This window comes from Tsukamurella paurometabola DSM 20162 (assembly GCF_000092225.1).
GTDB lineage: Bacteria > Actinomycetota > Actinomycetes > Mycobacteriales > Mycobacteriaceae > Tsukamurella > Tsukamurella paurometabola.
The window spans coordinates 3,219,068-3,232,600 of record NC_014158.1; the positions used below are offsets into that span (position 1 = coordinate 3,219,068).

Sequence of the window (13,533 nt, forward strand, 5' to 3'; positions counted from 1 at the left end):
GTGGATCGTCCTGCCCGGGTTGACAACGTCATTGAGATTCTGGACGCCGATCCGCTCACCGTCGATGAGGCGCTCTCCACCGACCCGCGGCTCGCGCCACTGGTCGCGGCCACGCCCGGAATCCGGCTGTTCGGCTGCGTGGACCCAGCGGAACTGCTGCTCCGCACCATGATCGGGCAACAGATCTCCATCGCCGCGGCCACCACCCACCAGGCGCGGCTCGTCGAGGCACTGGGCGAGCCGGTCGACGACCCCACCGGACGCGTGAGCCGGGCCTTCCCCTCGCCCGCCGTCGTGGCCGAGCGCGGTCACGAGGTGCTCACCGGCCCCCGGGCACGCGTGACGGCGATCCGATCGGTCGCCGTGGAGATCGCCGAGGGACGGCTCACCCTGCACCCCGGCATGACCCGCGCGGAGGCCCGCGACGTGCTGCTACGCCTCTCGGGCGTCGGTCCGTGGACCGCCGACTACGTGGCCATGCGGCTGCTCGCTGATCCCGACACCCTGCTCTCGTCCGATCTCGTGGTGGCCAAAGGCGCCGCCGCGCTCGACCTCGACATCGCGACCAACCACTGGAGCCCCTGGGGCAGCTACGTCTCACTGCACCTGTGGAACCACTCCCTCACCACCGACCGGAGGATCACCCCGTGACCGCCTACAGCTCCACCCTCGACACGCCCGCTGGGCCGTTCACCGCCATCGTCGACGCCGACGGTGCCGTGCTCGCCTCCGGCTGGACCGCAGACCTCGGGACCCTCCTCCCCGTCATCCACACCGGGCTGCGCCCGGCCGCCGTGACACAGCGGGCCGATCTCGGGGCCGTCACCCGGGCGGTCGCCGCCTTCCACGCGGGTGAGGTGACGGCGATCGACGGGATCCCCGTGCGACAGCGCTCAGGGGTCTTCGTCGAACACGCCTGGGAGGTACTGCGCACCGTCGAACCCGGGCAGCCGGTGACCTACACCGAATACGCCGGGCTCGCGGGCCGCCCCGCGGCGGTCCGGGCCGCGGCCATGGCGTGCGCCCGCAACGCCGCCGCACTGTTCGTGCCGTGCCACCGGGTGCTGCGCACCGACGGGACTCTCGGGGGATTCCGGTGGGGACTCGCCGTCAAGGAATGGCTGCTGCGCCACGAGGCACTTACCATCGCAACGTGAGCGAAAACAGCGAGGGCGACTCCCCGACGACGCCGGACACTCCGGAAGCCAAACCCACCCGCAGCGAGGTGTACGGCGAAGCGGGCCGCTGGCTCGCCTCGTGGAGCATTCGCATCGTCGCCGTCGCGGCGATGCTGTTCGTGGTCGTCTGGGTGATCGGCGAATTCTGGTCGATCCTGCTGCCGGTGATGCTGGCGGTACTGCTCTGCACCGTGCTGTGGCCGCCGGTGCGGTGGCTGCGCGACCGCGGGTTCCCACCCGCGCTGGCCACGGCGACCGTGCTGCTCCTCGCGCTGGGAATCCTCGGCGGCATCATCGGTGCCATCGCACCGTCGATCACCAGCCAGTCCCAACAGATCGCCGACAGCGCCGTCGCCGGCGTCCGGAAGATCCAGGAGTGGGTGCAGGGCCCGCCGCTGAATCTGCAGGACGAGCAGATCAGCAACTTCGTCAATTCGATCACCCAGAAACTGCAGTCCAGCGCGGAGTCCATCGCGTCGGGCGTGTTCACCGGCGTCAGCGCCGCGGGTTCCGTGGTGGTGGCGGTGGTGATGGTCGCGATGCTCACCTTCTTCTTCCTCAAGGACGGCGACAAATTCCTGCCGTGGATGCGACGCCACTCCGGCACTCCGATCTCCGAGCACCTCGTCGAGCTGCTGAGCCGGATCTGGGCCACCCTCGGCGGATTCATTCGCACCCAGGCACTGGTGAGCCTCATCGACGCGGTGTTCATCGGCCTCGGCCTGGTGATCCTCGACGTGCCGCTGGCCTACGCCCTGGCCGTGATCACCTTCCTCGGCGGCTTCATTCCGATCGTCGGTGCCTTCGTGGCCGGTGCGCTGGCCGTGGTCGTCGCGCTCGTCACCAATGGCTTCACCACCGCGTTGCTGGTACTGCTCGTCGTGATCGCCGTGCAGCAGCTCGAGGGCAACGTGCTCTCGCCGATGCTGCAATCCCGGTCGATGAACCTGCACCCCGTGGTGGTGCTCCTGGCGATCGCCTTCGGCGGCACCCAGTTCGGCATCATCGGGGCCTTCCTCGCCGTTCCGGTGGCCGCCGCACTCGCGGTGCTGTTCCGCTACCTCGGAGAACTCGTCGACGACAAGACCGGCGAGACCCCGCCGCCGGAGCCCGAAGCACCGGCCAAACCCGGTTTCCGGGAGAGGGTGCTGGGCAAGCTTCGCAAGTCGGAGCCCGCCGCCGATGCCGATCTCGATCCGGTTGGGCCCGCGAAGTCCTGACCGAAACTTGTCAGTCGGGATCGTCATGCTGGCGGTATGGACCTCCTCAGCCTGCTCGTCGCGCTCCTGGCGCTGCTGGTCGGCCTCGCCGCCGGGGTGATCCTGGCGCGGTACCTGCCGGCCCGGCCGGCACGGGGGGACGGTGGTCCGCCGGCACCCGAGGCGATCGCCGGCCCGGTCGGCGCCATGCTCGCCCCGCTCCGGCAGACGCTCGACGCCCTCGGTCACGAGTTCGCCGTCGCCGAGCGCAGCAGGGTCGCGGCCTTCGCCGGGCTGCGGGAGCAGATCGGCACGGTCGCCCGCACCAGCGAGGCACTGCGCGCCGAGACGGCCACGCTGCGCTCGGCCATGAAGTCGTCGACGGTGCGCGGTCGCTGGGGTGAGCTCCAACTGGAACGGGTGGTCGAGCTGGCGGGACTGAGCCGGCACTGCGACTTCTCCACCCAGGTCGCGGGCGTGGTCGGCGATGATCGCGTGCGCCCCGATGTAGTGGTGCATCTTGCGGGCGGCCGCGATCTGGTGGTCGATGCGAAGGTGCCTCTCGACGCCTATCTCCAGGTGCTGGAGGCACCACCCGCCGAGCATGCGGCGCTGCTCGCCGATCATGCCCGCCGGTTCCGGTCGCACGTCGTGCAGCTCGCGGGCAGGCGGTACTGGGACGCCGTCGGCTCGCCCGAGCTGGTGGTGATGTTCGTCCCCGCCGAGGCCTTCCTCGACGCCGCACTGCAGGTAGACCCGGATCTGCTGGAATTCGCATTGAACCGCAATGTGGTGCTCGCCACACCTACCACGCTCGTCGCGATGCTGCGCGCGGTGGCGCTGGCCTGGCGCCAGCACGCCCTCGGCGAGGACGCCGAACGGATCCACGCGCTCGGCCGTGAGCTCAGCGAGCGCCTGGATGTGCTCAACAACCACTTCAGCTCCCTCGGATCCGCCCTGACCAGGGCTGTCGATGCGTTCAACACCACCGTCGGCTCCTACAACGCCAGGGTGGGCGTCACGGCCCGCCGGCTGGCGGACCTGGCGTCCATGCCCGACGGTGCGCGCGATGATCATCCAGGGCTCGACGCTGCGCCGCGCGCAGTCCCACACGGTGCGCATTCTCGGATCTCACAGCCGTAGCCGGTACGGTTCTCTTGTGTCGAAGTTCCCCCCGTCTCGCTCCCAGGTACCGGTCGACGAGCGGTCCGTGCTCGCGACCGTCCCGGGGCTGCCCTGGTGGGGCGCGATCCTGACCCTGCTCGCCTTCACTGCGATCGGGCCACTCGTGTCCGATCGGTTCGCCGGTAGCAATGCCGGCGTGCTGGCGATCGCCGTGGGTGCCGTGCTGGCCGTTCTCGCGGTCCGTAACCGGTCACTGTTCACCGCCATGGTGCAGCCCCCGCTGGTGATGGCCACGGCGATTCCCGCTTACCGCTGGTACGCGATGCCGGAGCCGCGTAGCACCAGCAAGATCCTCACCGAAGTGATGTTCCCGCTGGTCTCGCTGTTCCCGTGGATGTTCTGGATCACCGTGGTGGTGCTCGCCGTGGGCGCCGCGCGACTGGTGCTCTACCGCCGCCTCACCGCCGCCGCCCGCAGCGCGCAGCGCGGCGCATCGACCGGTGCCGCCCGGAGCACGACGAAGACGAACGCGAAGACGAAGGCGACCGCCAAGGACGCGGCCGGAGATCGCAAGCCCGAATCCGCGGGGCTCCCGTGGGGAGACCGGCTCCGCGCCGCGTTCAACCGGCTGCGCCCCACTGCGGCAACCGGAGCCGCGAGCGCCGCACTGGCGGGCACCGCAGCCACCGGCGGGCGTGCGGAACGGCACCAGAGCCGCGCCGCCGCGTCGGCGCCGCATCGGTCCAGCCGGCGTGCCGCCGCACTCGCGGATGAGGCTGCGCCGCCCCGCCGCGGCTCCGCCCGGCGCGAGGAGACGGCACCGTCGACCCAGCAGAACCGGGTGGTGCGCCCCGACTCCGCGCCGCCGCGCCGCCCAGTGGCGCCGCGTCCGGGCCCGGACGACCGCAGGGCCGATTCGGGCCGCGTGCCGCGGCCCCGCCCGCGGCCGATCACCGACGGTCCCCTGGCGGCGAGCCGCGATCCCCTGCGCGACCGTGACCCGCGCGAGATCCGCGAGGCGCAGCGTCGCGCTCAGCGCGACCAGCCGCGTCCGCCCCGGTTCCGCGACGCCGACCGGGACGCGATAGCGGCCCGGGATCCGCAATCGGGGCCACGCCGGGCGGTGCCCCGTCCGGAGTCGCGCGACTACCGGCGCGAGGCCCGCAATCTCGACCGCGCCCGCGAGGTTCCCCCGCCGCCGACGTCGCGCCCCGAACGCGACCGGCCGCGGCTACCCCGCGATGATTACGCCTCGCTGCCTCGGGTATCCGGCGGCACGGCCGCACAGCCCGACCTGCCGAGCCTGTCGCGCGATACCGAGCGGGCGCCACGCCGGGCAGCCGATACGCCCTCCCTGCCGGGCAAGTACGAGCACTACCGCGCCCCCCGGTATCGCCCGCTGTCGGACGAGAAGCCCGCGGAAACCGACTTCCGTGCCGATTTCGAGGACGATGCGAAGTCCGAGCCAGCGCCGCGGCCGATCCGGCGGCACCGCTACAAGGACTGACCGCCCGCGTAGCGCGCCAGTCGCGCGTCGAGGTCACGCAAGGTGTACTCGACGTCGTCGAGGGACGGGTCGACCTGATCCTCGTTGTCGCCGCGCTTGCCGATCGGCGGCTTGGCGAAGGTGTCTATCGGTCAGGCCTTGGCGCGCGGGCGCAGCTCCCGAGGCAACGCGAAGACGAGAGTCTCGTTCGCGGTGGTCACGGGCTTCACATCGTGGAAGCCTTCCCCGTCGAGGTACTCCACGACTCCCTTGACCAAGATCTCGGGCACCGACGCGCCCGAGGTGATGCCGACCGTCTGTACGCCGTCCAACCACGCCGGGTCGATCTCGCGGGCGAAGTCGATGAGGTGCGCGGCGCGGGCGCCGGCCTGCAAGGCCACCTCGACCAGCCGCACCGAGTTCGAGGAATTCCGCGAGCCCACCACGATCACCAGATCGCACTCGGGCGCCATCGCCTTCACCGCGACCTGCCGGTTCTGGGTGGCGTAGCAGATGTCATCGCTGGGCGGATCCTGCAGCTTGGGGAACTTCTCGCGCAGCCGGCGCACCGTCTCCATGGTCTCGTCCACCGAGAGCGTGGTCTGCGAGAGCCAGACGATCTTCTCCTCGTCGCGGACCTGCACCGCATCCACGGCGTCGGGGCCGTCGACGAGTTGCACGTGCTCAGGTGCCTCGCCCGCCGTGCCCTCGACCTCCTCGTGTCCCTCATGGCCGATGAGCAGGATGTCGAAATCATCGCGGGCGAATCGCTTCGCCTCCTGGTGGACCTTGGTGACCAGCGGGCAGGTGGCGTCGATGGTGCGCAGGCTGCGCTGTTCGGCACCGGCGTGCACGGCCGGCGAGACGCCGTGCGCCGAGAACACCAACAGAGATCCCTCGGGCACCTCGTCGGTCTCGTCGACGAAGATCACGCCCTTGTCCTGCAGCGTCTCGACGACGTGCCGGTTGTGCACGATCTCCTTCCGCACGTACACCGGGGCACCGTGCTTCTCGAGCGCCTTCTCGACAGTCTCCACCGCTCGATCGACGCCGGCACAGTAGCCGCGCGGCTCGGCCAACAGGACGCGCTTGCCAGAAGTCATGTCTCCAGGCTACGGCACCTGGCGATGTGGGGAGACCCCCGATGAGGCACCCTGTAGGGCATGAGTCGTTTACCGTTCGTGCTCCGCGTCGCGGTCGGCGCCGTGGCGCTCGCCGCCGAGAAGGGCCAGGAGATCGCCACGGGCGCGGCGAGCGCACCGATCACGCTGGGCAGCAAGTCGGCGCAGGCGTTCATCCGGGTGCAGCAGGATCTGGCCGAACTCGCCGTACGCGGCGATGCGACCCTCGAAACCCTCTTCCCGCCGAAGGCGGAGGAACAGCCCGCATGGGCCACCTTCGACGACGACGAGGATCTCGACGTCGATCTCCCGGCCCCGCCCACCGCACCGTTCGGCACCGTCCGGCCCGCTACCGAGAAGGCCGCGGACACGGCGCAGTCGCCCGAGCAGCCGGAGGAGACCGCACCGTCGGGCACCGGCCGGTACGCCCTCTACAGCTCCCCCGCGCCGACGCCCGGCGATTCCGGGCCGGACACCGCAGACCTGGACCTGCCCGACGCCGTGCGCCGGATCGACTACCCCGAGCTGACCCTCGCGCAGCTCCGCGGCCGGCTCACGAGCCTGTCGCACGACGATCTCGCGGCACTGCTCGCGTTCGAACGCGAGCACAAGGCGCGGGCACCGTTCCTCACGATGCTCGAGAACCGCCTGAATCGGTGACGACTCCCGCTTCGCCGAGCGGCGGCGCTTCGACCGCGGAGTCGCCCTGGCCCGTCCGCGTGGTCTCGATGAAAGTCGCCCAGTGGATCGACCGCCTCGGCGAGGTCTGGGTGGAGGGCCAGATCACCCAGCTCAACCGACGCGGCGGCGGCACCGCGTTCCTGGTGCTGCGCGACCCATCGGCGAACGTCTCGCTTCAAGTCACATGCCTGCCTGCGGTGCTCGACCGCTCCGAGGTACCGCTCACCGAGGGCACCCAGGTGATCGTGCGCGGCAAGTTCACGTACTGGACCGGCCGGGGCACATTGTCGCTGCGGATCACCGAGATCCGTGCGGTGGGCGTGGGCGAGCTGCTCGCCCGCATCGAGCGGCTCCGGCAACTGCTGCACGCGGAGGGCCTGTTCGACCCGCGACTCAAGCGGCCCCTGCCCTTCCTGCCGCGCACCGTCGGGCTGGTGACGGCACGGGCGAGCGCCGCCGAGCGCGACGTCCGGTCCATCGCCGAGGACCGGTGGCCCGATGTGAAGATCCGCGCCGAGTACTCCACCGTGCAGGGCCCGACCGCGGTACCCCAGTTGGTGACGGCGCTGCGCACCCTGGACGCCGACCCCGATGTGGACGTGATCATCCTGGCGCGTGGCGGAGGCAGCGTCGAGGACCTGCTGCCCTTCTCGGACGAAGCGCTGTGCCGCGCCGTGCACGCGGCGCGCACGCCGATCGTCTCGGCGATCGGACACGAGCCCGACAACCCGCTGTGCGACTTCGCCGCCGACGTGCGGGCGGCGACCCCCACCGATGCCGCCAAACGGGTGGTGCCCGATGTGCTCGCCGAGCGCGACCGGGTCGCCGAACTGCGCGATCGCGCCGCTGCGGCACTGCGCGGCTGGGTCTCCCGTGAGGTGCGAGCGCTGGAATCGCTGCGCTCGCGGCCGGTATTCGCGCATCCGTACCGGCTCATCGACGATCGCGCCGACGATATCGACCGGTTGCGGCGCGATGGTCGGCGGGACGTGCGCAGGCTGCTCGACCGGGAGGCCGACGGGGTGCGCCACCTGGCTGCCCGGCTCACCGCGCTGGGACCGGCGGCGACCATGGCCCGTGGCTACGCGGTGGTACAGAAGGTGACCCCCGACGGCGAGAACCCGGTGGTACGCGGCATCGACGAGATCGCGCCCGGCACCCAGCTGCGGGTCCGTCTGCCCGACGGTGCCGCGCGGGCGGCCGTGATGGGTGTGGAAAGACTGGCGACGACGACCGAGGAGACGGACGAGTGAGCGACGATGTGACGCCCGTGGCCGAGCTGGGCTACGAGGAGGCCCGGGACGAGCTGGCCGAGGTGGTGCGGATGCTGGAGCAGGGCGGGCTCGATCTGGACGAGTCGCTGGGCCTGTGGGAGCGGGGTGAGGCGCTGGCCAAGCGCTGCGAGGAGCATCTCGCGGGTGCCCGGCAGCGGATCGAGAAGGCGCTCGGCGAAGCCGAGTAGAGATCGCTACCGCGGTCCGGGAGCGGGTGCCGGATCGGTGCGCGGCAGCGGCGCCTGGTCTTGCACAGCGGTGGCGAGATCGGTGAACCGCGGCACGGTGGCGCCGCCGTACAGGACCAGTACGGCACCGTCGAGCTGGAGCGACCAGGCGTTGCGCCCCTTATCGTTGGGCCCGTACACCTGCCAGGTGCGGCCGCCGATGGGCATGGTTCCGGTCGGCTTGGTCTTCCCACCGTAGACCGACTCCACGACCGCATCGACCGGCGCATCGGACTGCGAGAGCTGCAGCGAATTCTTCTCGGGCGTCACGTAATTGACGGTGAACACCGTGCCTGCGGCGATCTTCTGATCGCGGGTGGCGGTGGCCTTCCACCCCTCGGGCACGCCACCGGTGATCCCCTCACCGGCCGGCATCCGCACCGGGAAGGCGAGATTGCCCGCGGAGAGCTCGTACACCGGCTTGGGATCGATCGCCGCGACGTTCTCATCCTTCGGGTCGGCCCCGAAGCCGAACAGGAAGTTCTGCGATGCGAAGACGGCGAGCAGGCACAGCGCGACCAGCGGCACCATGGTGAGCACCAGGTCGCGACGGCTCTGCAGGATACGGGGTTTCTGTGCCACGGACTCCAGTATCCCGAAAGCCCGGATCGGCCGTCGAGGCGGCATCGATGTGGACATGGAAGAATCAGCGGCGAGCCGTGGCGCGTGAGCGCGTCACCGTCAACCTCCGAAGGGATCCGCATGTCCGATACGCACGCCGACGGCACCACCTCGAACCCCATCGCGCCGGATCGAAATCTCGCGATGGAGCTGGTCCGGGTCACCGAGGCGGGCGCGCTGGCCGCGGGCCGCTGGGTGGGGCGCGGGCAGAAGGAATCGGGCGACGGCGCCGCCGTGGATGCCATGCGACAGCTCGTCTCGACCGTCTCGATGAGCGGCGTCGTGGTGATCGGCGAGGGCGAGAAGGACGAGGCTCCGATGCTCTACAACGGCGAGGAGGTGGGCAACGGCTTCGGTCCGTCCACCGATGTCGCCGTGGACCCGGTCGACGGCACCACCCTGATGGCCAAGGGCATGCCCGGGTCGATCGCCGTGCTCGCGGTCGCCGAGCGCGGCGCCATGTACGACCCCTCCGCCGTCTTCTACATGAACAAGATCGCCGTGGGCCCCGAGGCCGCCGGCGTCATCGACATCCAGGCCCCGATCGCGGACAACATCGCCAAGGTCGCCAAGGCCAAGGGCATCAAGGTCTCCGACGTCACGCTGACGGTGCTGGACCGGCCGCGGCACGAGCAGCTCATCGCCGATATCCGGGCGACCGGTGCGATCGTGCGCCTGATCTCCGACGGCGACGTGGCCGGCGCCATCGCCGCCGCCCGCCCCGAGGCGAAGACCGACATCCTGGTCGGTATCGGGGGTACCCCCGAGGGCATCATCGCCGCGGCCGCGCTGCGCTGCATGGGCGGCGAGTTCCAGGGAACGCTGGCGCCGAGCTCGGACGAGGAGAAGCAGCGCCTGGCCGATCTCGGCATCGACCCGACCGAAGTGCTCACCACCACCGACCTGGTGCGCGGCGAGCACGTCTACTTCGCTGCCACCGGCGTCACCGACGGCGATCTGCTGCGCGGCGTGAAGTACCGCGCCGACGGCGCCACCACGCAGTCGATCGTGATGCGCAGCAAGTCCGGCACCGTCCGGATGGTCGACGCGACGCACCGCCTCGGCAAGCTCAAGACCTACGCGCCGATGTTCGGCGAGAAGTGATCCGCTCGGACGAGAAGTAGCGCACATCCAGTGACCCCGGCCGCCGCGCCGGGGTTACTGTGTTAGGTATGGCTAAGAACGATGGTTCGCCGCAGGGCGAGTTCCGGATCGAGCACGACACGATGGGCGAGGTGCGGGTCCCCGCAGCCGCTCTCTGGCGCGCGCAGACCCAGCGCGCCGTGGAGAACTTCCCGATCAGCTTCCGTCCGCTCGAACGCCCCCAGATCCGCGCCATGGGGCTGCTCAAAGCCGCATGCGCTCAGGTCAACAAGGATCTCGGTTTGCTCGCGCCGGACAAGGCCGACGCCATCATCGCGGCCGCCCAGGAGATCGCCGACGGCCGCCACGACGACCAGTTCCCGATCGATGTCTTCCAGACCGGTTCCGGCACCAGTTCCAATATGAACACCAACGAGGTGATCGCCTCGATCGCGGCGGGGCACGGCGTCACGGTGCATCCGAACGACGATGTGAACATGTCGCAGAGCAGCAACGACACCTTTCCCACCGCAACGCACGTCGCTGCGACCGAGGCTGCGGTCACGGGCTTGATCCCCGCGTTGGAGCAGCTGCACGCCGCGCTCGCCGAGAAGGCCGAGCAGTGGCGCACCGTGGTGAAGTCGGGCCGGACCCACTTGATGGATGCCGTCCCGGTCACGCTCGGCCAGGAGTTCGGCGGCTACGCCCGGCAGGTCGAGGCCGGCATCGAGCGGGTACGCGCCTGCCTGCCCCGCGTCGGTGAGGTCCCGATCGGCGGCACCGCCGTGGGCACCGGGCTCAACGCCCCCGACCGGTTCGGTTCGCTGGTGGTGGCCGAACTGGTCCGCCTGACCGGGGTGCAGGACATCCGGCTGGCGAAGGACAATTTCGAAGCACAGGCCGCCCGCGACGGACTGGTGGAGCTCTCGGGTGCGCTGCGCACCGTCGCGATCTCGCTGACCAAGATCGCCAACGACGTGCGATGGATGGGTTCGGGGCCGCTCACCGGTCTCGGCGAGATCGCACTCCCCGATCTGCAGCCCGGAAGCTCGATCATGCCCGGGAAGGTCAATCCGGTTCTGCCCGAAGCGGTCACGCAGGTGGCGGCGCAGGTGATCGGCAATGATGCCGCGGTCGCCTGGGGCGGGGGTAACGGCGCCTTCGAACTCAATGTGTACATCCCGATGATGGCGCGCAACGTGCTGGAATCGGTGAAGCTGCTCACCAACGTCTCGGTCCTGTTCGCGGACAAGTGCATCGCCGGGCTCGAGGCGCACGAGGAACGGCTGCGCACGCTGGCCGAATCGTCGCCGTCGATCGTGACGCCACTGAATTCGGCGATCGGCTACGAAGAAGCGGCGGCCGTGGCCAAGCAGGCACTCAAGGACGGCACGACGATCCGGCAGGCGGTGATCGACCGCGGGTTGATCGGCGATGCGCTCTCCGTCGACGAACTCGATAAGCGGCTGGACGTGCTGAAGATGGCGAACCTGGACCGGAAGCGCTGACGGACTCTCACGTGAGCGAACCGGCCCCGATGGCGGCGTAGGGCATGCCGGACGGGATGCACGCTCCCGCCTCGGCGACGGCGCTGATGGTGACCGATTGCGCCGAACGCACCGACACCGACACGGGCATCGGCGGATCGTCGCGACGGAGCAGGGCGGTCTCCGCCCGCCCGCCGTCGACCGCGATGCCGATGCGCACCACGAGTCCCTCGGGAGTGTGCGGCTGTAGGCCGAGCACACCGCCGAGCGTGCTGAACTCACCGGCCAACCGGTAGACGGCGGAGGACGCGGCACCGTCGCATCCGACCCAGATACCGGTAGCCCCCTGATAGCTGACTCCACCCAACACGGCGGTGAGCGCCTGTCCGGTGGGACCGAGCGCGTTCGCCGCCGACAGCCGGGTATGCAGCGGGGTCCCCGTCGGGGTCGTGCGATCCGCTGCGGCGCCTCCGTCCGACCGCTGCACGGTGCGAGAGTCCGGTACTCGGCTGCTTCCCGCCGAGGTCTGCGCCCCGCAGCCGACGACCGCCAGGGCGAGCCCGCACAGCGCCGGGAGGAGGCGACGTCTTGCTCTCACGCGGCCAGCCTAGCGAGGGAGGGGTACGCGCGGTCGCCCGAACGCAGACCGGGCGCTAGATTGGATCGCAAACAACCGATCGAAGGGTGACCGTGAACGCGCATACTCGTAAGACCATCGCCAAGATCCTGTCCAACCCCGCTCCGCGCCAGCTCAAGTGGAAGGACTTCGTCCAGGTGTGGGACGACGTCGCCGACAGCGTGGAGTACGAGAAGGGCGATCGGCTGGTGGTCCACATCAACAACGAGCGCGTGGTGCTCCACCGTCCCCACAACGACGTCGTGCCCATCGACGACATCGAGCGCGCCCGGCCGCTGCTGCGCGCCACCCAGGAGACCTCGGACGCGGGAACACTCCTGGTGGTGGCGATCGACACCAAGCGGGCGCGACTGATCGACTACGACCTCGATTCCGCGCGCACCTCCACGCAGGAGAAGGACCTACGCAACAGCGATCCACGTGCCCGCCGGATGCGCGCGGTCGAACGCAAGACCGGTAACGACGACGAGCAGGTGCTGGTGACCTACTTCGACAAGATCGCCGCGACTCTCGCCGAGGACGAGCAGTCGTTCGTGGTGCTCGGGCACGGCGGCGGAAAGTCGGACATCGGCGCGGAGTTCATCGCGCGGTTGCGCAGCCACCACCCCCAGGTGGCCGAGCGCCTCGCCGGGTCGGGCTACATCGACCTCAGTGCCGCCACCGACACCGATATCGAGAAGAAGGCCATCGAGGTCCTGCACGGCGAGTAGTCCGCCGTATCGTCGAGCGCCGGGCCGGAGAGCGACTGCGGCCCGGCGCTCGTCTCGGCTCCGCGGGTAGGTTCGAGCCCATGAGCACTCCGCGGTGGTTCACCGATACGCAGGACGGGCACAGCGAGTGGTACATCGAGCGGTTCCGTTCGATGGCCCGCGAGGGCGCGGATCTGTCCGGCGAGGGACGGCTCGTGGATGCCATGGTGGGTCGGCACTCGCGCATCCTGGACGCGGGCTGCGGCCCCGGCAGGGTCGGCGGCTACCTGCACTCGGTGGGCCACGACGTGGTCGGCGTCGATGTGGATCCGAAGCTCATCGCGGCCGCGGAAGCCGACCATCCGGGCCCGCGCTGGCTCGTCGGAGATCTGTCAGAGCTGGACCTTCCGGCGCAGGGCGAAGCGGACCCTTTCGATGCCATCGTGTGCGCCGGCAACGTGCTGGTGTTCGTGGCCGAAGGCACGGAAACCGCTGTGCTGCGGAATTTCCGGAACCATCTCAAGCCCGATGGATTCGCGGTCGTGGGCTTCCACACCAACCGCGGCCTCCGTCCGGAGCAGCTCGACCGCTACGCCGCCGACGCCGGACTGCGCACCGATCTTCGGCTGGCGACGTGGGACGTCAAGCCCTGGCACGCCGACGCGGACTTCGCGGTCACGATCCTGCGACCGGCGTAGCGCTGCCGATTCCGCGACCCGCCGCAG

General features: G+C 70.2%; 15 protein-coding genes and 1 pseudogene. 12 read left to right on the forward strand and 4 right to left on the reverse strand.

The features are described from left to right. The 5 genes from TPAU_RS15545 to TPAU_RS22005 are packed head-to-tail and all read left to right on the forward strand — an operon-like array spanning position 1 to position 5,009. Positions 1-651: a DNA-3-methyladenine glycosylase family protein gene (locus TPAU_RS15545; protein ID WP_049825870.1), complete on the forward strand. Its 651-nt coding sequence runs from the start codon at positions 1-3 to the stop codon at positions 649-651. Beyond that, positions 648-1,157 carry a methylated-DNA--[protein]-cysteine S-methyltransferase gene (locus tag TPAU_RS15550; protein ID WP_013127704.1) on the forward strand — a complete coding sequence of 170 codons (510 nt, stop codon included), beginning with the start codon at positions 648-650 and terminating at the stop codon, positions 1,155-1,157. The genes TPAU_RS15545 and TPAU_RS15550 overlap by 4 nt, the downstream gene beginning before the upstream one ends. Continuing rightward, positions 1,154-2,398, forward strand: a complete 1,245-nt coding sequence (locus tag TPAU_RS15555) for an AI-2E family transporter (RefSeq protein WP_013127705.1) — start codon at positions 1,154-1,156, stop codon at positions 2,396-2,398. Before TPAU_RS15550 ends, TPAU_RS15555 begins: the two co-directional genes overlap by 4 nt. Before the next feature lie 36 nt (positions 2,399-2,434). After that, positions 2,435-3,520, forward strand: a complete 1,086-nt coding sequence (locus TPAU_RS15560; protein WP_013127706.1) for a DNA recombination protein RmuC — start codon at positions 2,435-2,437, stop codon at positions 3,518-3,520. Between the two features lie 16 nt (positions 3,521-3,536). Continuing rightward, positions 3,537-5,009 (forward strand): DUF6542 domain-containing protein, encoded by a 1,473-nt coding sequence (locus tag TPAU_RS22005; RefSeq protein ID WP_049825871.1) that lies wholly within the window; start codon positions 3,537-3,539, stop codon positions 5,007-5,009. Between the two features lie 29 nt (positions 5,010-5,038). Here TPAU_RS22005 and TPAU_RS23860 read toward each other — a convergent pair. Together TPAU_RS23860 and TPAU_RS15570 are read right to left on the reverse strand one after the other, a co-directional pair. After that, positions 5,039-5,137, reverse strand: a pseudogene (locus tag TPAU_RS23860) (DivIVA domain-containing protein); the annotation flags it as partial. A 3-nt stretch (positions 5,138-5,140) separates the two neighbouring features. Continuing rightward, the gene (locus TPAU_RS15570) at positions 5,141-6,091 is read right to left on the reverse strand and encodes a 4-hydroxy-3-methylbut-2-enyl diphosphate reductase (RefSeq protein WP_013127708.1); all 951 of its coding nucleotides are present in this window, start codon (positions 6,089-6,091) and stop codon (positions 5,141-5,143) included. A 60-nt stretch (positions 6,092-6,151) separates the two neighbouring features. Between TPAU_RS15570 and TPAU_RS22965 the strand changes: the two genes are divergently transcribed. The 3 genes from TPAU_RS22965 to TPAU_RS15585 are packed head-to-tail and all read left to right on the forward strand — an operon-like array spanning position 6,152 to position 8,252. Beyond that, positions 6,152-6,769 carry a lipid droplet-associated protein gene (locus TPAU_RS22965; RefSeq protein ID WP_013127709.1) on the forward strand — a complete coding sequence of 206 codons (618 nt, stop codon included), beginning with the start codon at positions 6,152-6,154 and terminating at the stop codon, positions 6,767-6,769. Further along, positions 6,766-8,043: an exodeoxyribonuclease VII large subunit gene (gene xseA, locus TPAU_RS15580; protein ID WP_013127710.1), complete on the forward strand. Its 1,278-nt coding sequence runs from the start codon at positions 6,766-6,768 to the stop codon at positions 8,041-8,043. The genes TPAU_RS22965 and xseA overlap by 4 nt, the downstream gene beginning before the upstream one ends. Continuing rightward, positions 8,040-8,252: an exodeoxyribonuclease VII small subunit gene (locus TPAU_RS15585; protein ID WP_013127711.1), complete on the forward strand. Its 213-nt coding sequence runs from the start codon at positions 8,040-8,042 to the stop codon at positions 8,250-8,252. The genes xseA and TPAU_RS15585 overlap by 4 nt, the downstream gene beginning before the upstream one ends. 6 nt (positions 8,253-8,258) lie before the next feature. On the opposite strand, the gene TPAU_RS15590 is transcribed toward TPAU_RS15585, so the two are convergent. After that, complete coding sequence (locus tag TPAU_RS15590; protein ID WP_041944460.1) at positions 8,259-8,873, reverse strand: DUF4245 domain-containing protein; 615 nt, start codon at positions 8,871-8,873, stop codon at positions 8,259-8,261. Positions 8,874-8,993: 120 nt separating this feature from the next. Here TPAU_RS15590 and glpX point away from each other — a divergent pair, with 120 nt between their 5' ends. Then, on the forward strand, positions 8,994-10,016 hold the full coding sequence (gene glpX / locus TPAU_RS15595; protein ID WP_013127713.1) for a class II fructose-bisphosphatase: 1,023 nt from the start codon (positions 8,994-8,996) through the stop codon (positions 10,014-10,016). A gap of 68 nt (positions 10,017-10,084) precedes the next feature. Beyond that, a complete protein-coding gene (locus TPAU_RS15600) occupies positions 10,085-11,503 on the forward strand; it encodes a class II fumarate hydratase (RefSeq protein WP_013127714.1) in 1,419 nt (472 codons plus the stop codon). A gap of 7 nt (positions 11,504-11,510) precedes the next feature. Here TPAU_RS15600 and TPAU_RS15605 read toward each other — a convergent pair whose 3' ends face one another. Continuing rightward, the gene (locus tag TPAU_RS15605; protein WP_147291103.1) at positions 11,511-12,080 is read right to left on the reverse strand and encodes an NPCBM/NEW2 domain-containing protein; all 570 of its coding nucleotides are present in this window, start codon (positions 12,078-12,080) and stop codon (positions 11,511-11,513) included. Positions 12,081-12,172: 92 nt separating this feature from the next. Here TPAU_RS15605 and TPAU_RS15610 point away from each other — a divergent pair, with 92 nt between their 5' ends. Then, positions 12,173-12,829, forward strand: coding sequence for a hypothetical protein (locus tag TPAU_RS15610; RefSeq protein WP_013127716.1), 657 nt, complete (start codon positions 12,173-12,175; stop codon positions 12,827-12,829). Positions 12,830-12,909: 80 nt separating this feature from the next. Further along, positions 12,910-13,506 (forward strand): class I SAM-dependent methyltransferase, encoded by a 597-nt coding sequence (locus tag TPAU_RS15615; RefSeq protein WP_013127717.1) that lies wholly within the window; start codon positions 12,910-12,912, stop codon positions 13,504-13,506. The last annotated feature ends 27 nt before the right edge of the window (positions 13,507-13,533 follow it).

Coding starts and splice junctions, on each gene's coding strand:
- TPAU_RS15560 (WP_013127706.1), top strand. CDS start 2,435: ATGGACCTCCTCAGCCTGCTCGTCGCGCTCCTGGCGCTGCTGGTCGGC.
- TPAU_RS15570 (WP_013127708.1), bottom strand. CDS start 6,091: ATGACTTCTGGCAAGCGCGTCCTGTTGGCCGAGCCGCGCGGCTACTGT.
- TPAU_RS22965 (WP_013127709.1), top strand. CDS start 6,152: ATGAGTCGTTTACCGTTCGTGCTCCGCGTCGCGGTCGGCGCCGTGGCG.
- glpX (WP_013127713.1), top strand. CDS start 8,994: ATGTCCGATACGCACGCCGACGGCACCACCTCGAACCCCATCGCGCCG.
- TPAU_RS15600 (WP_013127714.1), top strand. CDS start 10,085: ATGGCTAAGAACGATGGTTCGCCGCAGGGCGAGTTCCGGATCGAGCAC.
- TPAU_RS15615 (WP_013127717.1), top strand. CDS start 12,910: ATGAGCACTCCGCGGTGGTTCACCGATACGCAGGACGGGCACAGCGAG.